We start from the raw sequence: 23121 nt of genomic DNA on the forward strand, positions 1-23121 counted from the left end.
CCTTTGAACCGGATGACACCCAAACAGGTAAATCGATGGTTCATGCTTGCCATCGCACCGTTTATCGGTGCGGCGCTCTGTATCTTTCTCTTTCAAGAACCTCCACGTCTTCAGCTGAATGTTTCTGCTTATGCACCAAACTCCGAATTGTCAAAAGAGACGACGGACATTATTGAGGGTTTAGATCAAGCGGCCCTTACGGTGGACAAGACGGTTGCTTCCATTGAAAAAGCAAGCAAGCTATATCGACAGACAACAACGGCAATGAGTAGCATCCTAAGGAATACAGAACGACAAGCGTTAGTGCCCGAGCGTCTGTATAACCGCCGAATTACAGCTAAGCTGGGTACTGCCACGGAAAGAGTGAACAGTGACCGAATTAACATTGAGCTGTTCAAAGTCAATCCCGGAACGTATCATGGTTATGCCATGAAGGTAAAGCTCAAAGATCCGAATGCCATGACCATGTCTCTTGGCAGTGGAAAGGTCGGTTCGGTAGAAACGACGATGCAGGCTGTAAATCGCTCTGGTGCGGTTGCCGGAATTAATGCAGGCGGCTTTGCTGATGGAAACGGTGGCAGGCATCCATTAAGCACAACCTTTATAGACGGTCATTACGTTACCGGATTCCAACCCAGCTTTAAAGACCTTGCCTTTGTAGGGCTTAACAATTCAGGCCAATTGATCGGTGGTAAGTTCTATAGTCAGCAAGAGCTCGATCGACTTGATCCAAAATTCGGAGCTACCTTCGTACCTGTATTGTTGAAGAATGGTCAAAAAATGCCGATACCAACCAAATGGAAGACAGCACCTGCCCGGGCTCCTAGAACGGTTATCGCGAACTATAAGGATGATCAACTACTTATTCTTGTGACAGAAGGTTATGATGAAAAAGGAAACTCGGGCGCAACCCTACAAGAGTTACAGAACAAGCTTTATAACCTTGGAGTAAAAGACGCTTATAACCTAGATGGAGGCGGCTCCACTTCCCTCATTCTAAATGGAAGAGTAGTGAACAAGCCTTCGGATGGGATTCTTCGTCCCGTTCCTACACATTTTTTGTTTTTTAAATGAACAAATCTATGAGATACTTCATAATTCTCATTTATTTTTCCTCCAAGGCTGGGTATAATAGGAATAGCTTAGCAGGAGGTGGCCTTAATGTCTTTCTCTTTAACTTTTTGGATTGTCACACTGGTTCTTGCCTTGTACATGGTCGGAATTTTGACTGCCTCGTACAATGATGACAAAACCAAAGGCCTGTAAGGCACGGCTTCCTCACCATGGGGAAGCTTTTTCTTTTGCCTTCTTATAACAAAAAAGCACCGCATTAAGCGGCGCTCATTCGCACTACATTAGGCATGTATCGGAAGTTGATTCATCTCGGACATGCACTGTGCGCATATATGACGTTCTTTAAACTCGCTTACTCCATCCATAGATCCGCAGAAAACACACTTCGGACGGTAGCGTTCCAAAATAATATGGTCACCCTGTACCAATATTTCTACAGGATCGCCTTCGTTCATTTGATATCTCTTACGTAGTGATTTGGGCAGGACAATTCTCCCCAGCTGATCAACCTTACGTACAACACCAGCAGGTTTCATAACAAAGTACACCTCTCCGTTCAACAAGTAATGTCTACATTTTTCCCAATTGCATGATAAAATGGGCCTAGTAGGATAGTTCGATAAAAGGTTGTCGAATCCTGCTAGTTTCTAAGAAATTATTTGTTTTTTTACTTTTTTTCTTCCTCGTATAGGTAGAGCGTCTGATTTTATACAACAAACAGTATACTTTATCCTATTCCATTTCTGGAAAATCCAATTGACGAAGAGCCTCATAAACAATAATTGCAGCTGAATTGGAAAGGTTCAAGGAACGAACTTTATCGGTCATTGGCATACGAATGCATGTCTCTGGGTTCGCAGCCAGTAATTCTGGAGGAAGACCTTTCGTTTCCTTACCGAATACGAGAAAATCCCCATCACGAAACGAGATATCTGAATACCGTTTCTCTGATTTCGTTGAAGCGTAGAAAAAACGTCCATCTGGATACTGTGCCTGTAACTCCTCAAAAGAATCATGATACTCGATATGTACAGCGTACCAATAATCGAGCCCTGCACGCTTTAATGTCTTATCATCCGTATTGAAGCCAAGAGGTCTAACCAAGTGAAGGTGTGTGCCTGTTGCCGCGCAAGTTCTAGCGATATTCCCCGTGTTAGCCGGGATCTCCGGTTCTACGAGTACAATGTGTAATGCCATGTTGTAACCATCCACCCTTTTCATCTGTTTTCTTCTATTATAACTTAAAAACCCGATTTCATCGCAACACACCAAAAAAGAACCCCCCGCCAAGACGGAAGATTCCTCTTTGTCACCCACATTATCCGTGCGTTTTCTTGAAATGATCCATAAAATCAACAAGTGCTTTACAACTTTCCATAGGAACAGCATTGTAAATCGAAGCACGTAGTCCACCAACACTCCGGTGACCCTTCAGACCTACAAACCCTTCTTGCTCAGAAGCTTTGATAAATGCTTTTTCAAGTTCTTCCGATTCCAAACGGAAGGTTACGTTCATGTCCGAACGACTATCACCATCAACACAACCACGATAGAATCCACCGCTTCCATCAATCGCATTATAGATCAGTCCTGCTTTTTCACGGTTCTGAACTTGGATTCCTTCAAGGCCTCCCCGTTCTTCGATCCACTTCAACACTTCATTAATCATATATATACCAAAGGATGGAGGCGTGTTATAAAGTGAGTCGTTGCTTGTATGTGTGCTATAACGCAGCATTGTTGGAAGGTGCTTTGGTGAGTTTGTAATCATATCTTCTCTTGCAATTACAACCGTTACACCAGATGGCCCAAGGTTCTTCTGTGCTCCGGCATAAACCATACCGAACTGATTCAGATCAAACGGTCTGCTCAGAATGTCACTGGACATATCACAGATCAAAGGCACAGAACCGGTATTCGGGAACTGCTTGAACTGCGTTCCTCCAATGGTTTCATTGGAAGTCATATGCAGGTAAGCTGGATTCTCGGACAATGAGATATCTGCAAGGCTTGGCATAGACATGAAATTGTCTGCCTCAGAAGAAGCCGCAATATGAGTATCCCCAATCAATTTCGCTTCTTTTACCGCTTTATCAGCCCAGCTGCCTGTCAATACGTAGTTCGCTTGTTGTCCTTGATTTAGGAAGTTCATAGGAACCATAGCAAACTGCGTGCTTGCTCCACCTTGAAGGAACAGAACCTTATATCCTTTAGGCTTGCCAAGCAATGCTAGTAGGCGCTCTTGCGCTTCTTTATGTACCGATTCATAGATTGCACCTCGGTGAGACATTTCCATGATGGACATGCCGCTCTCCCTAAAATCAACAAATTCCGACTGTGCCCGTTCCAAGACTTCTAGTGGCAGTGCGGCCGGACCCGCGTTAAAATTATAAGCTCTTTTGTTCAAACGACTCTCCACCCTTTCTTTCTCTACTTACTAAATATTATCGCATATCATAGCAACAATCGGGAAGTGCGGCAAGTGCTTTTTTTCTCAATTTAAAGACACGAATATCATAATTAATAATATCAGGCCCAACACAAAGGAGGGTGCCCCAGGTCAAAGAACCTTGACACCCTACTATATTCAATTTCTATTAAAGATCATAGTAGAGAGAGAACTCATGCGGATGTACCCGGATAGATACTGCTTTAGCTTCGCCACGTTTCAGTTCAATAAAGTTGTCGAGGAATTCCTTCGTGAATACGCCGCCCTCAGTCAAGAATTCATAATCAGCCTGCAATGCATCCAGCGCTTCATCCAGCGTTCCTGGCACGCTACGGATCTCTTTCTTCTCAGAGTCAGACAACTCGTAGATGTTCTTGTCGAACGGACCGTATCCTAGCGCTACAGGATCGATCTTACGCTTAATTCCGTCTAGACCAGCCATCAGCATCGCTGAGAACGCGAGGTATGGATTCGCTGTAGAGTCCGGTGTACGGAACTCAATACGACAGCCCTTAGGTGTAACAGCCGCTACTGGAATACGGATGGCAGCAGAACGGTTACCTTTGGAGAATACAAGGTTAACGGGTGCTTCATACCCAGGCACCAGACGTTTGAAAGAGTTCGTGCTCGGGTTCGTCAAGGCGATCAGAGCAGGGGCATGATACAAAATCCCTCCGATATAATGCATAGCCATCTCACTAAGATTTGCGTAGGCACCTTTTTCATAGAAGAGTGGCGTATCACCGTTAAAGATCGATTGGTGAACGTGCATTCCACTTCCGTTATCTCCGAAAAGTGGCTTAGGCATGAATGTTGCCGTCTTACCATATTGACGAGCTGTATTATGAACGATGTATTTATAGATGAGTAAGTTATCTGCCGTTTTCTTCAGGGTATCAAATCGGAAATTGATCTCTGCTTGACCCGCTGTAGCAACCTCATGATGATGACGCTCTACGCGAAGACCTGCCTCACCCAGCAAACGGCACATCTCGCTGCGAATATCTTGCTGTGTGTCTACCGGAGCGACGGGAACATACCCACCTTTGACACCAATCTTGAATCCCAGGTTGCCTCCGTCTTCTTTGCGATTCGTATTCCATGCTGCTTCTTCGGATTCCACCACATATGTGGAACTGTTCATCGTGCTTTCATAACGCACATCATCAAACAAGAAGAATTCAGATTCCGGTGCAAAAAAGGCAGCTGTACCTACACCACTTTCCTGTAAAAACTGTTCTGCACGAGCCGCAATTCCGCGTGGATCACGCTCATATGCTTCACCATCCGGTGTATAGATATTGCTCATAATATTCAGGGTAGGATGTGCCGTAAATGGATCAATGTAGCAAGATTCTGGATCAGGCATCATAACCATGTCAGACTCTTCAATCCCTCGAAAGCCTGCAATTGACGAACCATCAAAAGCCACACCATTTACAAACGTTTCTGCGTCCACTTCAGATGCTGGTAGTGAAATATGATGCGCACGCCCCGCCAGATCTACAAACCGAAAATCAATCCACTCAATGTTGTTTTCTTGAATTGTTTGCAATACTTTCTCTACCGACATGTCTATTCCTCCCAATTTCCGAACATTACTGGCCTATGAACCTCTGAATGTTCACTAAATTTCGTTTTCTTTTCAGTCATTATATTCTGGCATGTGATGTAACGTCAATACTGATGTGAGGTATTTTTATGGCGTATGTCACCTATTCTGACATGGAGTATAAACAATAGGCGCAATTGTGCAAAGAAGCTGTATATAACACTATAACAACAAGAAGAGGCCGCCCAAGGATGAACCCATGGGACGGCCCGCTTTCTATTTTATTTATGAATGTTAAACCCGTTGAAATTCCGTAGCATGTGCTTTTGTAGTATTAAAGGTTTTACCGAGAACCTCCGCGATTTTCTCCAAATCCTTAAGCAACTCTGCGAACTGATCTGGGAAAAGAGATTGAACCCCATCTCCTGTCATGGAATTGTCTGGATCTGTATGCATTTCAATAATCAATCCATCGGCCCCAGCCGCTACCGATGCTTTCGACATCGGAGCAACCAGCTCACGGCGCCCTGTTCCATGGCTTGGATCGGAGATAACGGGGAGATGGCTCAACTGTTGCAGTACAGGGATAGCCGATAAATCCAGTGTATTCCGTGTGTATGTCTCGAATGTACGAATTCCACGTTCACATAGCATAACATTCGGATTTCCACCTGCAAGAATGTATTCCGCCGCATTAAGGAATTCGTCATAAGTTGAGCTGAAACCACGCTTCAACAAGACGGGCTTCCCGCAAGTACCCAGTTTGCGCAGTAGATCGAAGTTCTGCATATTCCGCGTGCCGACTTGTAGAATATCTGCATATTCAGCACAGATATCTACGTACTCCGGAGTCATTACTTCCGTAATTGTAAGCAGTCCATGCTTCTTACCTGCTTCAGCCATCATAATCAGGCCTTCTACACCAATACCTTGGAAACTGTAAGGACCTGTGCGCGGCTTAAACGCACCTCCACGCAGGACCTGACCGCCAGCAGCTTTAACAAGCTTAGCAATCTCATCAATCTGTTCGGCAGATTCAACCGCACATGGACCACCCATTACAACAAGATTCCCTCCACCGATTTTGACACCTTTAATATCTATTATTGTATCTTCTGGGTGAAAGTCTCTGCTCGCTAGCTTATAAGATTTAGAAATCTTAACAACATTCTCTACACCCTTCATTTGGCGAAGATGCTCTGCTAGTTTCGGGTTAACGCTACCGATCAGGCCAATAACCGTTCTGCCTTCACCTTTTGAGATATGAGCTTGAAGTCCTTCCTTCTCAATCTCTGCTACGATTTGGCGTAATTGTTCCTCTGGAATTTGGTTAGATGTGATCACGATCATATATACAGCCTTCTTTCTACTTATTATAGTTTCATATAATTTATACTCGGATATGCTTTCGCGCTTGTTCGCTTTTAAGCTTTTATGCTTATACGCTTTTAAGCTTTTATGCGATAAAGTAAATATACATAATATATCCCCGTTCGTCAAGCCTAAATGATGGCTTAGCTTACGGGGATCTTTATATTGATGAATATCACGCATGTCTTAATGGCATCAAAGTTCTTTAACCCGCCTCTTTAACACTTGACGCTTTATCAAAGGAATCTTAATTCTTATGGTCGTTCCGATGCCAGGCCGACTATAAAGTGTTACACCGTACTGCGATCCATAGTGCAGCTTAATACGCTGATCTACATTTTTTATTCCGTATCCAGCATCCGTCAATTCTTGAGCGTCTGTGAGTTCCCGTAGCATTCCTGCTGGAAAGCCCACACCGTTATCAATAATTCTAAACTCTAAAGTCTCGCCCTCAACACATCCAATGATTCGTATATGAATGGAATCTCCCATCCATGCATGTTCAAGTATATTCTCAATGAACGGCTGTAGAATAAGCTTTACAGTCTCGTAATGAACCACCGCAGGATCAATATCATATTGCACTTGCATCCGGTGCTCATATTTGATTTTTTGAATATCAATGTAAGCCTGAGCCTGCTCTAGTTCATTCTTCACGGGAATTACGTTTCTACCCTCATTCAGTGATAAGCGGTAGAACTTAGCCAGATCCATCACCATGCGTTGCAGCTTCTCCAGTTCACCAAACTTAGCGAGTCGGCTGATCGAAGACAAGGTGTTATATAAAAAGTGAGGATTTATTTGCGCATGAAGTGACTCCAATTCAGCCTCTTTTTTTTGTAGGTCAGCTAAGTATACCTCACGAATCAATCGGCCGATATTATTTCCCATCTCATTAAGAGCAGATGCAATTTTGGAGAATTCATCATTCCCTTTAAAGTGAATCCGTCTATGGAATTCCCCTTCTTGAAAGGAGTCAACCACCTTCACAATCTTGGATACCCGTCTTCCAAAGTATCTAGATACGATCACACTTACAAAGAAGAATAATAGAATACATACCAAACAAATAATCAGCGTAAGATTGCGAACTTTCACAGCATCCTTCTCAACAAGATCTGCTGGTATATAAGCAACTAGATCCATATCTAGTCCAGGTAAGTTATCTCGAATGATCAGGCTGTTCTTGTTCTGATTTACGTCTTTTATCGTAGTAACATCCGGTCCCCCGTCAGAGGCAGAAGATATGATGACATTACTTTTGGGGTCCGAAATATAAATTGTCGTCCCTTCACCGATCTTCTGAAAGTCCACCCCATCAAATAAATCGGATAAAGCTACACTAATTCGCATAAATCCAATCTCATCAAATGGGTACTTATCCCCACCGATATCTACAATTCTTCGCAAGAGCGAGATGCGTCCATACTTGCTATCATCGTCAATTTGTCGCCATTGGTGAGTCGTTCCATAGATCTCTTCTTCTGGAAAGGTCTCATACCACTGCTTACCCTCCAGTCGATGATACTGATATATATCATATAACCTTGCTTTCGTATCTAGTGGATTCATATTATCGTAGATATTATATACTTCGCTAAAATTATCATTCTTAAGGTACACCGACAGCCACATTCGACGATTTGCCGTTTCTACTGCAGTTTGAAACTTAGGGATAAGCACCGTTTCCATCGCATTATAGCTTGACCATCCTTCTTTCGTCTGGCGAAGCACTCTAGCCAAATATTCATCAAAATACAGCATATCCGATATCCGCTTTGTATCTTCCATTTTGAAGGCAATGTTATTTTTCATCTGATGTAGGGTCCCTTGAATAATGCTGCGGGTCTGTTCTCTCATAGATTCAACGTATACCCGGTTGGCAACGTTACCCACCATGAGTACGGCAACCATGATTAGAATGCAGTAGGATAGCATTAGCTTGTAACCAAACGGCAGCTGCATTATTTTTATTTTGGACCACATCTGAATATGCCTCCCTGAATGTTATCATGAATGTGTTCGTCTATATTCCAGCGGGGTCATGCCGTAGGTATCTTTGAACTGACGACTGAAATAAGGAAGGTACTGATAACCCGCTTGTGATGCAATTTCATATATTTTCAGCTTTGTGTTCACAAGCAGATCTCTTGCTTTTTCCATCCGCATGGCAATAACATAATCGCTAAAGTTTTGACCTGTTTCCTCTTTAAAGATAAGTCCTAAATAATTCGGAGAGAACGAGAAGCGGTTTGCGATATCGCGAAGAGTAATACTCTCGTTCAAACGCCCTCTTACATCCTCCACAATCTCTTGAATCAATCGTCCATTCTTTGATTGCTTCTTGTTATGCAAGTGCTCTGAAATCTCATACACACGGCGGCGCAACCATAAGAATATATCGTCTAGCGTCTCAAATTGAAGCACTATATCCAAGTTTTTTCGTTCCATATCCAAGATTTCAAAAAGATCCTCATTCATCGTATGCAGATGCTCATCCAGCTTGAGAATGATATACATCGCAAAGTTTCGAATTGTGAACTTAGATCGCAAACTAGATGCAAGCAACGATAGCGCTTCCAGTTCGTCATGGACTCGTACCAGTTCATAATTCGTCATTGCGCTAAGCAAGGAATCCAGTTGAATAAATATATTCTCAGCATCTCTGATATCTTCAGAGGGGACATCTCCATATGGTATCCATTTCCCTTTTCCTCGGAACATCTTATAGTCGAGTGCAGCAACCGCTTGCAAATAAGCAGGATGCAGATCCTGAACTTTGCTAGCTGCATTACTGATTCCGACAGTTACTGAGAAAGGAAATTCTATTTTGAGCTGCTCTAAGATCTGCACTACTGCAGCTCGCTCAGACTCGTCATTCATTAAGATTGCCGATCTTCGATCTGTCACTCTACAAACATAATGAATATATTGTTCTTCAAGAAGGGTCTCTAATCGGGAGAAGAAAGCATCCATTATGCTCTTCTTCGCACTTTCTTCAGATTGGTTCGTTTGCCCAGATACATCATGATCCAGTTCAATTAAAGCCACCCGAGCCGGCCAGTTCACCTCGTCGATTTGATACTCCTTATTAAATACATCAAATGGCACATCCTCATAAGCCTTCTCAAGAAGCTGCAGAAGGTATTGATTCTTAAACATGGGCACCATCTGAAGATAAGCTAGCTCAGTTATCTGCTGCTCTTTATCTCGATCAAGCTCTCGGCGAACTTTATTCAGCGCATCAATCAATTCTGCATCATCCATGGGCTTGAGAACATAGCTGCAAGCATTGAGTGCAATGGCCTGCTTAACATATCCAAAGTCCTGGTAGCCACTCACAAAAATAATTCGTAGCTTCTCTTGAGCAGCCAGTGCTCTTTGAGCCAACTCAAGTCCTGTCATATTAGGCATCCGGATATCCGTTACCAAAATATCTATATGCTGCTTCTCTAACACCTCACATGCGGCAAATCCATTGTTCACACTATCCACAACAGTCATTCCTAGCGATTCCCAAGGAATAAAGCGTTTCATCCCTTCTAAATCGAGTACTTCATCGTCAGCTAGTAATACTTTATACATAAAGACTGTTCACCCCTCGAAAAACCCTAAGGGTATACTGCGAAGGCAGTATACCCATTAGGTGATAAGGAATTATGAATTAATTCCCTTCCATTTTTTTGAGATTTCCTTGCCATTTCTGGGTCTTGAATTCTAGTAATTTGGCATAACCGGCGGCTTGTGCATCTGCTTCTGCCTTATCAAGAATGGCAGTCACTTCTGCATCGTCTTTGGCATAAAGTGCTTTTGCTCTAGATTCCAAGAATATATCTTCGATACGTTGACGAATAATTCCTTCTTCACTATCTGGCATTGGATCCAGGTTAATGAACTCTGTAGCATTTCCTTGTGTCTTCCAAGTAATTTCATATTGCCAGCGAGTGGACCAGTTCCGCTCTTCTTCAGGAAGAGTGCTCTCGTATTTCGCTTTTGCTTGGTCAATATAAACGGTGTTACCATTCCACATAATATTCGTTGTGATCGCTTGCAATTTAGCCAAGCCTTCAGCATCCGTTGTGTATTTATCCGTAAACTTAGGAGTTAATCCATCTTCTTCAAGACCGTTCCAGTAACCATTCTCTCCTTCAGGACCCCACATCTGAATACGTTGTCCTTCAGGACCTGTGTACCAATCCAGGAAGGCAAAGACAGCTTCTGGATCTTTCGCAGCTTTTGTGATAACACTTACGTTCCATCCAAGCTGTGTATATGTGCCTGGAAAGATTTTGTTCTTGTCGAGTCCTTCTTTATGAATCGGCCAGATCATAAAGTAACCAGCATCTGGATCTTTTTCGGTCAACAATGCATGTCCATTCATTGCATACTCTGTAGGACTAGATGCAGCGTATACAGCAACGCGTCCTGTGTTCAGTTTTTCTTTTACTTGGTCAGCCGTTTGAGTCATCGCATCTTGGGAAATCAATTTCTCACGGAACAACTTTGAAGCGTACTGCATTGATTCACGGAAGACGGAATCCGTAAAAATGGAACTGAGCTTATCACCGTCTGGTACGCCACGAATACTGATCCAGCGGCTAAGAGCATTCTCAGCAAACGCAGTGTACAATACATCCAATCCTTGACCATCTTTAGCCAAGTAAGGCTCAAATGGAACGACATTCGGATACTTTTCTTTTACCATGACAAGGTATTTATACAAATCATCGGTTGTTTCCAGTTTTGGAGATCCAAGTTCCGTATAAATCTTCTTGTTCACAACATAACCGGCATTACCGTTCGGTTGGTTCGTATACCAGTTCGGGAACTGATACAGCTTACCATCCTCTGAACGAAGCATGTTAATTCCAGCTTCTCCGAGCCATTCTTTCAAGTTCGGATATTTATCTAGGTAATCATCGAAAGGAACCAGCATACCTGCTTGGCGCAACTTCTCCACATCAGGTCCGCGCTCCATCCAGATGACATCAGGCAAAGTGTTTGAAGCGATCATTGTATTGAATTTTTGGGCTGCGTTACCACCTGAATGAACTGGCGTAACATTGACCTTCATATCTTCTTTAATATACTTGGAAGCTTCATCTGCACCCCATTGAGGCATCGTATACCAATCATAGTGACCATATAATGAGAATTCAAGCGGATTTTCGCCTATAACGTACTTACTCTCTGTTTTCGGAGTATTTGTTTCTTTACCAGGCTCAGTATTACCTCCTGCCGTTTTATCTCCGGTACCCCCAGAACATCCAGCAAGTAGCATAGCTCCAGCCAGCAAAGCCGCCATTGTTGACGATAGTGTCTTTTTTCTTACTCTCATTGTCTCTTTTTCCCCTTTCGGCGTCCCCATGGTATTTATGTTAAAGCCTAGGCTTTAAACATCAAGTGAAATCTATCCTACTCTTTCAATGAACCTACCAGAACACCCTTAACAAAGTATTTTTGAACAAAAGGGTAAACCATAATGATAGGCAATGTAGCAATCATCATCGTAGCCATCGATAGTGACTTGGATGAGACGGTTTGCATCTTCTGCAACTGGCCTTGTGCTGCTGAATCCAGGTTACCGATTTGATCTGACACAATATTCGTGTTAAGAATCTGCTTAAGCATCGTTTGAATCGGCATTAGATTTTCATTATTGATGTAAATACTAGGCAAGAACCAATCATTCCAATGATTAACCGCTGTAAATAAGGACAGCGTAGCGATAACCGGACCTGAGAGTGGAAGTACGATCCGGAAGAACGTTCCCCAATTCCCACAGCCATCGATTTTGGCTGATTCCTCTAGCCCACCGGGTAGCCCTTGAAAGAATGTTTTGAATATGATCATATTCCATACGCTGACCAGACCCGGAATGATAAACACCCAGAAGGAATCCATCAGACCCAGACTTCGAATCAGCAGGAAGCTTGGAATCAATCCACCACTGAAATACATCGTGATGATACATAGAACCATGTAATACTTACGGCCAATCAATTCTTTCTTTGTCATCCCATAAGCGAAGACTGCCGTAACGATAATGGAGGTTACTGTTCCGACAACGGTCCGCATAACCGAAATATAAAAGCCGTTTAATAGACGCTCGTCATTGAACACAATGGCGTAGTTCTCGAGGGTAAAATCTCTGGGCCAGAATGTAATACCGCCAAGTGCTGTATCTGACCCTGTGTTAAATGAAATGACTGCTGCGTTCCAGAACGGGTAGAATGTCGAGAATGCAAGCAGAGCCAGCAAGGTATAAATAATGATCATCATTAGTCGGTCTCCGAAACCTAGACGTACCAAGTCAATCCGCTCCTTTCTTCTAGAGGCCTGAATCCTACCATAGACTGTTACCAGATTTACGTGCGATGAAGTTCGCCATCGTTAACAGCCCGACGCTGATCACGGCTTTAAACAGTCCAACAGCAGTTGCATAAGAGAACCGAGAATTTTGGATACCTACACGGTAGACGTAAGTATCAATAACATCGGATACTTCACGAAGTACCGGGTTCACACCAAGAAGCAAAATATCCTCGAATCCAGCCGTAAGCAAGTTACCAATCGCAAGAATCATGAAGATGATGACAACTGGCATGATGGAAGGTAATGTAATCGTGAAAATCTGACGTAACTTACTAGCCCCATCCATATCTGCTGCTTCATACATGGAAGGGTCAATCCCTGCGACAGCCGCCAGGTATACAATGGAGGCAAAACCAATCTCCTTCCAGACCCCTGTCGTTACAAGAATTCCCCAGAAGTATTCGGGAATGGATAGGAAGCTTACAGGTTCATCGATCAAATTGAGCTTCTCTAGCAATATATTGATGCTTCCGTTGTCTGTGGATAAGAGTGACATAGCAAAACCTGCCACAATAACCCAAGACAGAAAGTGCGGAAGATAACTGACAGTTTGAACGATCCGTTTAAATGCCATATGTCTGATCTCATTCAACATCAATGCGAGTATAACCGGTGCAGGAAATCCAATGAAGAATTTCAAAAGACTGATGACAATCGTATTTCGCATCACGTTGAAGAACTCGGGAGATTCGAAAAACATTCGAAAATGTTTAAATCCGACCCATGGACTCTCCGCCATACCACCAAATAAGTTGTAGTCTTGGAAAGCCATTAATACGCCATACATAGGTATGTAGCTAAAAACTAAAATGAGCAATAAAGCTGGAAGCACCATCAACTGAATGTCCCATTGTGTAAATAACCGGATCAGGATGTTGTTTCGTTTCCGTCTTGGAATACGTTCCTTATCAACGGATATCTGAGCCATTTCTGTTCCTCCCCCGTCTCTAGTATCTTTATGGTTATAATTCTAGCGGAACGGATTCAAGCATACTATTTGCCTGATCAACTAAAAATGATACAAAACAATCGAGAATTGAAACGCTTTCATATCTTTAGATCATCAGAGCATAGAAATAACCCGCTATCGCATAAGCGACAGCGGGTTATTGTTTATGAATATATATGATACTAATCAATGATAGTTAATCAATTTTATAATTAATTAACTTTTCGCTCTTACAGGGGGAAGCAGTTTACTCATATTAATGGTTCTCTTGATTTCCCATGTCTCGGGCTGATCGTGTTCATATTGCTCTAAATAAGCAATAACTTCCTTGGTAATCGGCGTTGGTGTTGAGGCTCCTGATGTAACAGCCACCTTCTTAACCCCTTCAAGCCATTCACGTTTCAGTTCTGTGACATCTCCGATTCTATGGGCTGGTACCCCAGCAATCTCCTCAGAAACCTGTGCAAGTCGGTTCGAGTTGTTACTACGTGGATCACCTACCACAATAACAAGATCTGACTGGCCAGCCTGCTCGGCTACTGCTTCTTGACGCACCTGTGTCGCAAGGCATATCTCATTATGAATCTCAGCACCTGGGAACTTCTCTAAGAGACGCTTCATGATGTGTTTGATATCCCACTGGCTCATCGTTGTCTGGTTCGTAATGATGATCCGGCCCGCATTAAGCTTGAGATCCTCAATCTCTTCTTCCCTCTCGATCAGATGAACGTGATCTGGAGCAACTCCAATGGCACCCTCTGGCTCGGGATGGCCTTTCTTCCCGATATAGATGATTTCGTATCCATCAGCAACCTTCTCTCGAATGAGATCATGGGTCTTCGTTACATCTGGACAAGTAGCATCCAGCGTTGTCAGCCCCTTATCCCGAGCTAGCTTACGAACTTCCGGAGAAACACCGTGAGCCGTAAATATAACCGTTCCTTTATCGACCTGATTCAGGATTTCCATCCGATTTGGCCCATCTAATGTGATGATTCCCTCGTCTTCAAAAGACTGCGTTACATGACTGTTGTGGACAATCATACCTAGTATATAAATAGGCCGCGGAAGATCCAAATTATTCGCTGCCTGCCGTGCCAGCACCATTGCGTCGACAACACCATAACAGTAACCGCGCGGCGATATTTTGAGCACTTCCATGGTCTTCACCTGCTTTCTAAACAATAAAAATAACAATCTCTCTCATTATAACCCTATTCAAGTGGAGGAGCAAAGATAATAGGTAGCCAGACGATAAACGTACTTCCTTCTCCGCGTTTCGTTACCACTTCAACAGAGCCATTATGCACATCGATAATCCATTTGGCAATTGATAATCCAAGGCCGGTTCCTTCGGTTACCCCTCTAGACTGATCTGCCCGATAGAAGCGCTCAAAGATATGTGGAATTTCATCCTTATCCATGCCGATTCCTGTATCCGAGAAACGGATTCCGATCTGACCCTTATACAGAATAACATCCAATCGAACTTCGCCTTCCGGTGTGTATTTAAAGCCATTCTCAATAAAAATGAATAGCATTTGTTGCAAATAATCACGGTTACCTACAACATACACTCCGTTAAGTGAACGCAGATCACCTACATGCCATTCCGCTGTTTTCGGAAGGAATTTCGCCCGTCTAGCGACTTCCTCGATAAGAGGTTGAAGTGCAACAGGTTCCTTCTCAAAAGTCTGTCCCGTGTCTGCACGCGCAAGTGAGAGCATATCTGATACCAGACGGCTCATCCGTTTAGCCTCATCCGAAATGTCTCCAACCGCTTCAACAGACATTTGCCTTAATGTCTCTTCATCCAAATCCGGACGTTCCGAAGGAGATCCCGTCCATATTTTATGAAGCAAATCCACATTTCCACGAATGGTAGTAAGCGGTGTTCTTAGCTCATGAGAGGCATCAGAGACAAATCTACGCTGAGCGGCATAGGCATCTTCAAGCTCTTTATAGAATCCCTCTGTCCTTGCCATCATCCCATTAAAGGTTCCGATAAGCCTTCCGATCTCATCCTGCGGACCTTCATACTCAATTCGAACACTTAGATCTGTTCCCTTCTGGATCTGATTCGCAGCATCCGTAACCTTCTGAATCGGCTTCATCGATTTTCGAGCTAAGAATAAACCGAGTGTGGATGCGATGATAAGTGTGGCCAAAGATCCCATAATTAGAATGGATCGCAGTCTATTCAGTGTATTCTCGGCTGTACCTATATAGGCTCCAACTTGGAGCCATCCAATAGGTTGATTGGATCTTTGCTCATAAACAAAATCTTGATACACAAGGAATGGGTACCCAGCAACATTCATTTTCTTAAACCCACGTTCCTTCGAAGCCTTTGAAGGATCAGGAACTTCAAAATTGAGTCCTCTAAGCATCATATTCTCGGATCGTAAAGTCCGTTGAGTACTAAAAGTAAAGGATTGGACATACAAATCAGCTTCTTCCATACGCTGTGCAGACGATTGATCTGGGGTAAATCCAATACTTCCATCTTTATAGTAGGCCGGTATTGGATCAATTTTGTTATAATGCTGTAAAATCTTTGATTTCAATTCATCATACGTATAGAGATGAACAAAACCATACACAGCAACGCTGAATATAAGCAGCGTGATGAACAGAATGCCAGAGTACCACGCTGTAAGCCGCCAACGTACCGACATGCTATTGTTCTCCTCTTAGGATATATCCTGCTCCACGGATCGTCTGAATCAACCGGCTTCCACCTTGATCCTCCGTTTTTTGACGCAGCATGGCGATGTAAACCTCAAGTACATTCGACTCACCGCTATAATCATATCCCCAGATTTTATCCATAATTAAGTCACGGGAGAGTACCCGCTTCGGATTCATCATGAACAGGTGTAGCAGCTCGAATTCCTTCGCAGTAAGCTCCAGCCTTTTCCCGTTTCGTATCACTTCCCGGGCATCGGTATCCATGACGAGATCCTCATAGGTTAATTTATGATTACCTGACTCGACGCCTGTATTCCGTCTAAGCAGCGCACGAACTCTAGCGAGTAACTCTTCAAGCGCGAACGGTTTGACCAAATAATCATCAGCACCTATATCAAGTCCTTTAACGCGGTTCTCTACCTCATCTTTTGCGGTAAGCATGAGCACGGGAACTTTACTCCCGCCTTCCCTTAACCTACGCAGTGCTTCAAATCCATCCACCTGAGGCATCATAACATCCAGTACAACCACATCAGGCTCTTCGTTTAAGACCATCTTTAATCCCTCAGCACCATTTGAAGCAGTATGGACATCATATCCTTCAAAAGCCAAACCTCGACGGAGCATAGAAATGATCTTATCATCATCATCAACGACTAAAATACGGGATCGCATATTGGTATCTCCTCTTATATCATCTATCTTTTCTACTCTAACCCCATTATATCCATGCCCCCGAGAACAGCACAAGCGGAAGGGACTCTCCCTTCCGCTTGTCTCCCAGGTTTAAAACCCTAGTTATTGCTGCTGTTGCTGCGTGAGATCGAACTCATTGCGATCACCAATCGTCAAAGGAAGATCGATCTTCTTCCCGTTACGCACAACATTCAACGTAATCTTATCGCCAACCTTCTTGGATTGAATAAATTCAATCAAATCCTGGGCTGTCGCATACTTCGTTCCATCAATTCCAGTCACAATATCATACTGACGAAGATCTGCCTCATAAGACGGGGAACGGAATACTACGCTATCCACATAAGAACCTTCTGTTACATCTGTACCTAGCTGCTGGGATACCTGTGGAGTCAATGTTCCGAGACTTGCACCGATGAATGGAATAGGCTCTTTTGGCACTTCTTTATTGTTCTTCAAGTAATCCAGAACTTCACTGATCGTTTTGGATGGAATAGCGAAGCCGATACCTTGCGCATCTGCACTAACGGCCACATTCATTCCGATAACCTCACCTTTCAGATTAAGAAGCGGTCCACCGGAATTACCTGGGTTAATAGAAGCATCTGTCTGTAACAAGTGTTCATAGTTACGGTCTTCTTCTCCATTCTGTCCTGAAATATCGATATCACGTTCCTTAGAACTCAGGACACCTGCCGTTACCGTATGGTCAAATCCATGTGGATTACCGATCGCAACGAGCCATTCACCAACCTTCAGTTCATCTGAATTACCAAGTGCTACAGATGGGAAGTCTTTATCGCCTTCAATCTTAAGTACAGCTAAATCAAGCTCATAACTCGAACCGAGTAGTTTAGCTTCATAAGGCTTTTTGTTGTCCTGCAAAGTTACCTGGATCACATCCGCTCCATGAACAACGTGCTCATTCGTTAGGATATATCCTGACTTATCAAAGATAAATCCAGAACCGATACCGGATGGTTGCAACTGTGAAGTATCTTGACTGCTACCGTTATTGTTGTTGTTATTGTTGTTTCCACTTCTGCTACTCGACTGATCTCCGAAGAAGTAACGGAACAATGGATCATCCATATTTGAGCTGCTTTGTCCTCTATTATTACTGTTAACAAGCGTTTCAATTAGAACAACTGCTGGGCTAGCTTGATCCACTACGGATGCGACATCACCAGGCTTCGACGGTATTTGTACTGATGCTGTCTTGTTGTTATTCTCTCCATCCGCTGAGGCAAGAGTTGACTGTACATTCTCATTTCCAGCTGCCTGTGAGGTTATGCCTGCATCTGGTGTAAATAGATTAGCTCTATCCGCTGCAAACATACATCCTGTAATCACAAGCATACCTGCTAGAAATGATAGCAGAACCGTTTTGACCGAGCTCTTCGGCTTCTTGCTATAATTCCATTGTGCGTTAGAAGATTTCTCAGGGAGAGAACCACCTCTACCGCCCCCATTGCCTTGGCTGGAAGATCCGGCCGAGTAAGATTGAGAAGGAAGAGGCTTTACGGGTTGAGGAGCTGTAACCTCCACTTCTTGTGCTTCAGGCCTACTGTAAGGATCCGGAACATCATTACGGGCATCTTCATCACTGATCGACTTGAATGGTCCGTAAGAATAGTAGTAAGATGAATTATCCGAAGACGAATTTTGCTGTTGCTGAGGTTCATTCACTTGATCCTCATTATCTTTCTGACCGAATCGATTTCTTTGATCGTCCATATCTATACCTCCTATTAGATCACCTGATCCCAATACAGGTGGTTTAATAATTTATCTGTTCTTATTGTGTACTATAAACCTTAATGACACCTTAAAAACAATTAAAAGTAAGATAAAAACGAATGAAATCAAATTAAGTGCTTATAAGAGATTAGTCTCACTACTTGTCATTTGCTAGTTCGTCTTTACCCAACCTTTTCTGTGGGCAAAGATAGCAAGCTGTGTCCGGTCTTCAAGTTCACATTTCATCAATAAATTGCTGACATGTGTCTTTACTGTTTTAATGCTGATATGTAGTTCTTCTCCGATCTCCTTGTTACTCTTTCCTTCTGCTATTAACAATAGAACTTCCTTCTCTCGTTCGGTAAGCCCTGATTGATCATCTTTCACCATATGCTGACGAATCCCACGGGTCAAAGCCTCAGACACATCCTTCGTCATCACGGGCATCCCCCGAAATGCACCTTGAAGTGCATAAATAAGCTCATCCGCGGATACGGTTTTAAGGACATAGCTTACTGCTCCTGCCTCAACACACTCCACTACTAAATTATCCTCCAAAAAACTTGTTAATATAACTATTTTCTGATTAGGAAATTCACTCATCACTGCCCGCGTTGTTTCAGCTCCATTCATCACAGGCATCATAAGATCCATAAGGATGAGATCTGGTCTCTCTTCGTCACTTCTCAGATAATCCAGTACCTCCTTACCGTTAGAAGCTTCTCCTATCACTTCAAAAGACGAGTCCAGAGATAAATATGTTTTAAGTCCCATGCGAACCATATCATGATCATCAACCAGCAATATTTTAATCACACTCATTATGCTCTTCTCCTATTCTCCCTGTGATTCTTTGACTTCCGTATCCGTAGTATGTACATCTGAATTAGCCGGCACCTCATCATCGCCTAAATTCTCAAACAACGGTATATGTACTCGGACCGTTGTGCCTGCACCTCTGCGACTTATAATGTCCACCTGTCCACCCAATTTCTCTGCACGCTCACGCATGGTAGACAAGCCGTATGATCCTTGCCTCTGCGTCATTTCGTCAAAACCTTGACCATCATCACTTATACTTAGCACGACTCGCTTCTCTTCCTCGTGAAGGGACATACTCACAAGACTCGCCCTAGCATGTTTAACGATATTAGCCACGGCCTCTTGAATGATAAGAAAGAGCTGATGTTCAATGGCTTCAGACAATCCGTCATACATCTCGACATCTTTTATACCTTTTAGTCCATTCTGGCGGCAATAATCAGGGAACCAACGTTCAAGCGCTTCCTCTAACGTTTTACCTTCAAGTTCGACTGGCCGCAGCTGTGCAATTAATGCCCTCATCTGTTTTTGGGCTATATGTGACATCGAGATTAACTGCTCAAGAACTTTATCTCCTTGTTCAGGATTTTTGCGCATCACACCGGGAAGAGATGAAGCTGACATATGTATGGCGAATAATTGCTGGCTGACTGTATCATGTAAATCCCTCGCCATCCGCCTGCGTTCCTCCAGTACCGCAGCTTCCGCAGCAATCTCCTTCTCAATAACATCCTGTTCACCGAGTCGTTGAAGCAGCTTCATCTTCTTCTCCAGTGCTTCCGTCATACCATTAAATTCTCCATACACACGAGCAAAAGATGCATCCTCTGCATCTGGCATTCGGACGGTTAGATTGCCTTTGGCTACTTGAAGCATATTCAAATGTAGCAAGTCCAAGGGTCTTTGTATTCGCTGACCCGCGATATAACCTGCAATTCCTGTAAACAGAACAATACCGACCGCATAATACACCCACAGCCGGTTGTCCTCAATGATAATATAACCTGCACCGTCTGCGAGATATAGAAACACAGCTACCGCAGCCCCGATTAACAGGAAGTAAAGCATGATCACCCATTTGGTATTTTTTATAAAACTCATTAGTCTACCCTACCTTGTTCACCTTAACATCGCCAATAAATACGCTAATGTTAATACGGATTTTTTTGCCGGCTTCTCTGTAATGAGGACTTTCCATATCCGCACTACTCATGAAACCACTCCGTTTCTGTCCCAGGACGGACATGTCTCCGATGAATGAATTCGTTGACACATATACACCAATATCCGAGTCATTGGGTACGAACACCTTTACATCCCCGATGAAAGCCGAGATGTTAATCTTCGTTTCACCATAAGGAATTTGCGCTTTTGTTAAATCCAGCACGGCATCCCCAATAAACTGTGAGATGTTGGTTGGCTTCAATGTGAAATATTCATTCCCTAAGTGCACATCCCCGATAAAAGCCGACTTATTCACTGTCTCACCATCATCCCAACCATGACCCTTCCAGTGCTCCCCATGATCTCTACGATGATGCCCATGCGATTTACGACGTGGCTCCTCATCGATAAATTCCGGGTTAGGCTTAGCTTCCTTTTCTTGATCGACTTTCTTACCGAATGTCCGTTCAAACATCTCATCAAGCGAGGATTCCAATTTTGGTGCTTCAGGCACTTCAATGTCAGGATGATGTTCTACCCTTACATGATCTTCTCTTTTGTAGTGTTTCGGCGGTCCAGGAGGCTGCTGATTTCTAGGTTTAAATATAACCGTCAGCCCAAAAGCAATGAGAAGTAGTGGAACCGCGTATTTAATTAATTCTCCAAATGAGAAGTGAACCATATCTAAATTACGCCCTAGAAAATAAACCCCAAGGATTAAGGGCACGATAGAACCCCAAATTGCACCACCAAAGTCAGGTCGATTCATCAAACCATGTAATCCTACCCATATCAGAATAACTGGCCAAAATGTAGAGATCAGGTGACCCAAACTCACATCAATGATGCCCATTTGCTGTAATATAAAATACACACCTACACCGATAAGCACAAGTCCGCCTGTCAGTTGGTTCCAACCTCTTCGATTCATGCGCATCCCCTTGCTTTCCATTTCGTATTTTCCCTTTGACTACATTTTACAATAAGAGCTACTCTACGGATAGCGGCGTTGGAATGAAACATGCCTCGGTCTTGAGACCGAGGGGACTGGATGATTATGTATATTGAATGATATCGAAAAGAAAAGCCCCCGCAATCTGAAATTGCGGAGGCTTAACTTTGTTTAAGAATACGGGCCTAACGGCTCGAATTCTTGTTATTTGCGCTGTTTTCTTCAGCAAACTCAGCATTAAACTTTTCGTTTGGTGTACTGTAGTTTTCCCTTACTTTCTGGGAGCTCTTTTGTGTACCGGCTACGCTGTTTTCTTCAGCAAACTCAGCGTTAAACTTTTCGTTTGGTGTACTGTAGTTCTCCCTTACTTTCTGGGAGCTCTTTTGTGTGCTGGCTACGCTGTTTTCTTCAGCAAACTCAGCATTAAATTTTTCATTTGGTGTACTGTAGTTTTCCTGCACTTTGTTTTTCTTGGCCATGGTATTCACCTCCCTGTCCAACAATACCATCATCCTCTTCAGGGAACGTCTCCCCGAAGAATAGTATGTGAAGGACAGCCAGGCATTATTCCGAGAAACTGATGAATTCATTTCCAAATATTAAATAGCCTCTTCGAGTACAGATGAAGGTAGGAAATGATACGTCTCAATAGCAGTACCTAGCTTCTCAAGCATCTCTTCAGTACATTTCCCGCTCCCCCGTTTGATTACCTGAACCTCTACATCCTTCTTACCCCATTCATTATAAACCTGCTTTGTTGTTGTAAAGTACAGATCGATCTTCTCGCCTTTTATTGCCGATCCGGTGTCAGCTACAATTCCATACCCGTAATCGGGAATGTACAAAATACTTCCTAATGGAAATACGTTTGGATCTGCCGCAATCGTCGAAACCTTGTTCTTATCCCGTTTTACCTTAACACCAGAATAGGTTATTCCATACTGTTTATGTCCAGGTTTTTTACCCGTTGATTCAAAGCCTGCAGTATACCCTGTCGCTGTAACCTTTACGGTATGAAGAACTTGTTCTTCCTTCGGAGCAGACACCGTCACTGATGGAACACGTTTCTTCATCGGATCAGTGGAATCTATCTTCTCTTCTGTAGAAGCCGGTGGCTGTAATATATAGTGATTGATATTTCCAAGCCCAACAGCACTAAATGCATAAAAGGTTGTCATCTCAACAAAATCATTCTCTTCAACTAGCTCTTCTTGGTCTCCATTTCTATAATCCATGCTACTAAAAGAATCTGGAGATATCGGTATCATCGTTGCAGCACTTACTTC

At 43.2% G+C, this 23121-nt stretch carries 20 protein-coding genes; 1 reads left to right on the forward strand and 19 read right to left on the reverse strand.

Annotation, left to right across the window (positions count from 1 at the left end):
* Positions 1-12: 12 nt before the first annotated feature.
* Positions 13-1074, forward strand: coding sequence for a phosphodiester glycosidase family protein (locus tag AC3WJJ_RS13785; RefSeq protein ID WP_492541421.1), 1062 nt, complete (start codon positions 13-15; stop codon positions 1072-1074).
* Positions 1075-1355: 281 nt separating this feature from the next.
* Here the strand turns inward: AC3WJJ_RS13785 and AC3WJJ_RS13790 are convergent, their stop codons facing one another.
* From AC3WJJ_RS13790 to AC3WJJ_RS13880, 19 genes are all read right to left on the reverse strand, one after another.
* Positions 1356-1610, reverse strand: a complete 255-nt coding sequence (locus AC3WJJ_RS13790) for an AbrB/MazE/SpoVT family DNA-binding domain-containing protein (protein WP_422657942.1) — start codon at positions 1608-1610, stop codon at positions 1356-1358.
* Between the two features lie 196 nt (positions 1611-1806).
* Entirely contained in the window at positions 1807-2271 is a 465-nt protein-coding gene (gene trmL, locus AC3WJJ_RS13795) for a tRNA (uridine(34)/cytosine(34)/5-carboxymethylaminomethyluridine(34)-2'-O)-methyltransferase TrmL (RefSeq protein ID WP_422657943.1), read from the reverse strand.
* Positions 2272-2392: 121 nt separating this feature from the next.
* Entirely contained in the window at positions 2393-3481 is a 1089-nt protein-coding gene (gene serC / locus AC3WJJ_RS13800; protein WP_492541424.1) for a 3-phosphoserine/phosphohydroxythreonine transaminase, read from the reverse strand.
* 190 nt (positions 3482-3671) lie between these two features.
* Entirely contained in the window at positions 3672-5096 is a 1425-nt protein-coding gene (gene glnA / locus AC3WJJ_RS13805) for a type I glutamate--ammonia ligase (protein WP_492541426.1), read from the reverse strand.
* Between the two features lie 273 nt (positions 5097-5369).
* Positions 5370-6425: a 3-deoxy-7-phosphoheptulonate synthase gene (aroF, locus tag AC3WJJ_RS13810; RefSeq protein WP_492541428.1), complete on the reverse strand. Its 1056-nt coding sequence runs from the start codon at positions 6423-6425 to the stop codon at positions 5370-5372.
* A 216-nt stretch (positions 6426-6641) separates the two neighbouring features.
* Positions 6642-8432, reverse strand: a complete 1791-nt coding sequence (locus AC3WJJ_RS13815) for a cache domain-containing sensor histidine kinase (protein ID WP_492541430.1) — start codon at positions 8430-8432, stop codon at positions 6642-6644.
* 24 nt (positions 8433-8456) lie between these two features.
* Positions 8457-10031, reverse strand: a complete 1575-nt coding sequence (locus AC3WJJ_RS13820; RefSeq protein ID WP_492541432.1) for a response regulator — start codon at positions 10029-10031, stop codon at positions 8457-8459.
* A 79-nt stretch (positions 10032-10110) separates the two neighbouring features.
* Positions 10111-11784 (reverse strand): extracellular solute-binding protein, encoded by a 1674-nt coding sequence (locus tag AC3WJJ_RS13825; protein WP_492541434.1) that lies wholly within the window; start codon positions 11782-11784, stop codon positions 10111-10113.
* Positions 11785-11861: 77 nt separating this feature from the next.
* Positions 11862-12758, reverse strand: a complete 897-nt coding sequence (locus AC3WJJ_RS13830) for a carbohydrate ABC transporter permease (protein WP_492541436.1) — start codon at positions 12756-12758, stop codon at positions 11862-11864.
* A 34-nt stretch (positions 12759-12792) separates the two neighbouring features.
* The gene (locus AC3WJJ_RS13835; RefSeq protein ID WP_422657951.1) at positions 12793-13749 is read right to left on the reverse strand and encodes an ABC transporter permease; all 957 of its coding nucleotides are present in this window, start codon (positions 13747-13749) and stop codon (positions 12793-12795) included.
* 237 nt (positions 13750-13986) lie between these two features.
* On the reverse strand, positions 13987-14931 hold the full coding sequence (locus AC3WJJ_RS13840; protein ID WP_492542046.1) for a 4-hydroxy-3-methylbut-2-enyl diphosphate reductase: 945 nt from the start codon (positions 14929-14931) through the stop codon (positions 13987-13989).
* 53 nt (positions 14932-14984) lie between these two features.
* Complete coding sequence (locus AC3WJJ_RS13845; RefSeq protein WP_492541438.1) at positions 14985-16448, reverse strand: sensor histidine kinase; 1464 nt, start codon at positions 16446-16448, stop codon at positions 14985-14987.
* 1 nt (position 16449) lies between these two features.
* A complete protein-coding gene (locus tag AC3WJJ_RS13850; RefSeq protein WP_492541440.1) occupies positions 16450-17136 on the reverse strand; it encodes a response regulator transcription factor in 687 nt (228 codons plus the stop codon).
* A 123-nt stretch (positions 17137-17259) separates the two neighbouring features.
* Positions 17260-18894: a S1C family serine protease gene (locus AC3WJJ_RS13855; RefSeq protein WP_492541442.1), complete on the reverse strand. Its 1635-nt coding sequence runs from the start codon at positions 18892-18894 to the stop codon at positions 17260-17262.
* A 174-nt stretch (positions 18895-19068) separates the two neighbouring features.
* On the reverse strand, positions 19069-19719 hold the full coding sequence (locus tag AC3WJJ_RS13860) for a response regulator (RefSeq protein WP_492541444.1): 651 nt from the start codon (positions 19717-19719) through the stop codon (positions 19069-19071).
* A gap of 12 nt (positions 19720-19731) precedes the next feature.
* Entirely contained in the window at positions 19732-20820 is a 1089-nt protein-coding gene (locus AC3WJJ_RS13865) for a sensor histidine kinase (RefSeq protein WP_492541447.1), read from the reverse strand.
* A 4-nt stretch (positions 20821-20824) separates the two neighbouring features.
* The gene (liaF, locus tag AC3WJJ_RS13870) at positions 20825-21820 is read right to left on the reverse strand and encodes a cell wall-active antibiotics response protein LiaF (protein ID WP_492542048.1); all 996 of its coding nucleotides are present in this window, start codon (positions 21818-21820) and stop codon (positions 20825-20827) included.
* Between the two features lie 200 nt (positions 21821-22020).
* On the reverse strand, positions 22021-22314 hold the full coding sequence (locus tag AC3WJJ_RS13875) for a hypothetical protein (protein WP_492541449.1): 294 nt from the start codon (positions 22312-22314) through the stop codon (positions 22021-22023).
* Positions 22315-22434: 120 nt separating this feature from the next.
* Positions 22435-23013 carry a 3D domain-containing protein gene (locus AC3WJJ_RS13880; protein WP_492542049.1) on the reverse strand — a complete coding sequence of 193 codons (579 nt, stop codon included), beginning with the start codon at positions 23011-23013 and terminating at the stop codon, positions 22435-22437.
* Positions 23014-23121 lie beyond the last annotated feature (108 nt).

This window comes from Paenibacillus sp. FW507-14B1B, assembly GCF_058781425.1.

Excerpts from the sequence above, each read along its gene's own strand:
- AC3WJJ_RS13865 (WP_492541447.1), bottom strand. The coding sequence starts at position 20,820 with ATGAGTTTTATAAAAAATACCAAATGGGTGATCATGCTTTACTTCCTG.
- trmL (WP_422657943.1), bottom strand. The coding sequence starts at position 2,271 with ATGGCATTACACATTGTACTCGTAGAACCGGAGATCCCGGCTAACACG.
- aroF (WP_492541428.1), bottom strand. The coding sequence starts at position 6,425 with ATGATCGTGATCACATCTAACCAAATTCCAGAGGAACAATTACGCCAA.
- AC3WJJ_RS13880 (WP_492542049.1), bottom strand. The coding sequence starts at position 23,013 with ATGACAACCTTTTATGCATTTAGTGCTGTTGGGCTTGGAAATATCAAT.
- AC3WJJ_RS13785 (WP_492541421.1), top strand. The coding sequence starts at position 13 with ATGACACCCAAACAGGTAAATCGATGGTTCATGCTTGCCATCGCACCG.
- AC3WJJ_RS13840 (WP_492542046.1), bottom strand. The coding sequence starts at position 14,931 with ATGGAAGTGCTCAAAATATCGCCGCGCGGTTACTGTTATGGTGTTGTC.
- liaF (WP_492542048.1), bottom strand. The coding sequence starts at position 21,820 with ATGCGCATGAATCGAAGAGGTTGGAACCAACTGACAGGCGGACTTGTG.
- AC3WJJ_RS13875 (WP_492541449.1), bottom strand. The coding sequence starts at position 22,314 with ATGGCCAAGAAAAACAAAGTGCAGGAAAACTACAGTACACCAAATGAA.
- glnA (WP_492541426.1), bottom strand. The coding sequence starts at position 5,096 with ATGTCGGTAGAGAAAGTATTGCAAACAATTCAAGAAAACAACATTGAG.
- AC3WJJ_RS13855 (WP_492541442.1), bottom strand. The coding sequence starts at position 18,894 with ATGGACGATCAAAGAAATCGATTCGGTCAGAAAGATAATGAGGATCAA.
- AC3WJJ_RS13850 (WP_492541440.1), bottom strand. The coding sequence starts at position 17,136 with ATGCGATCCCGTATTTTAGTCGTTGATGATGATGATAAGATCATTTCT.
- AC3WJJ_RS13835 (WP_422657951.1), bottom strand. The coding sequence starts at position 13,749 with ATGGCTCAGATATCCGTTGATAAGGAACGTATTCCAAGACGGAAACGA.
- AC3WJJ_RS13825 (WP_492541434.1), bottom strand. The coding sequence starts at position 11,784 with ATGAGAGTAAGAAAAAAGACACTATCGTCAACAATGGCGGCTTTGCTG.
- AC3WJJ_RS13845 (WP_492541438.1), bottom strand. The coding sequence starts at position 16,448 with ATGTCGGTACGTTGGCGGCTTACAGCGTGGTACTCTGGCATTCTGTTC.
- AC3WJJ_RS13790 (WP_422657942.1), bottom strand. The coding sequence starts at position 1,610 with ATGAAACCTGCTGGTGTTGTACGTAAGGTTGATCAGCTGGGGAGAATT.
- AC3WJJ_RS13820 (WP_492541432.1), bottom strand. The coding sequence starts at position 10,031 with ATGTATAAAGTATTACTAGCTGACGATGAAGTACTCGATTTAGAAGGG.
- AC3WJJ_RS13860 (WP_492541444.1), bottom strand. The coding sequence starts at position 19,719 with ATGAGTGTGATTAAAATATTGCTGGTTGATGATCATGATATGGTTCGC.
- AC3WJJ_RS13815 (WP_492541430.1), bottom strand. The coding sequence starts at position 8,432 with ATGTGGTCCAAAATAAAAATAATGCAGCTGCCGTTTGGTTACAAGCTA.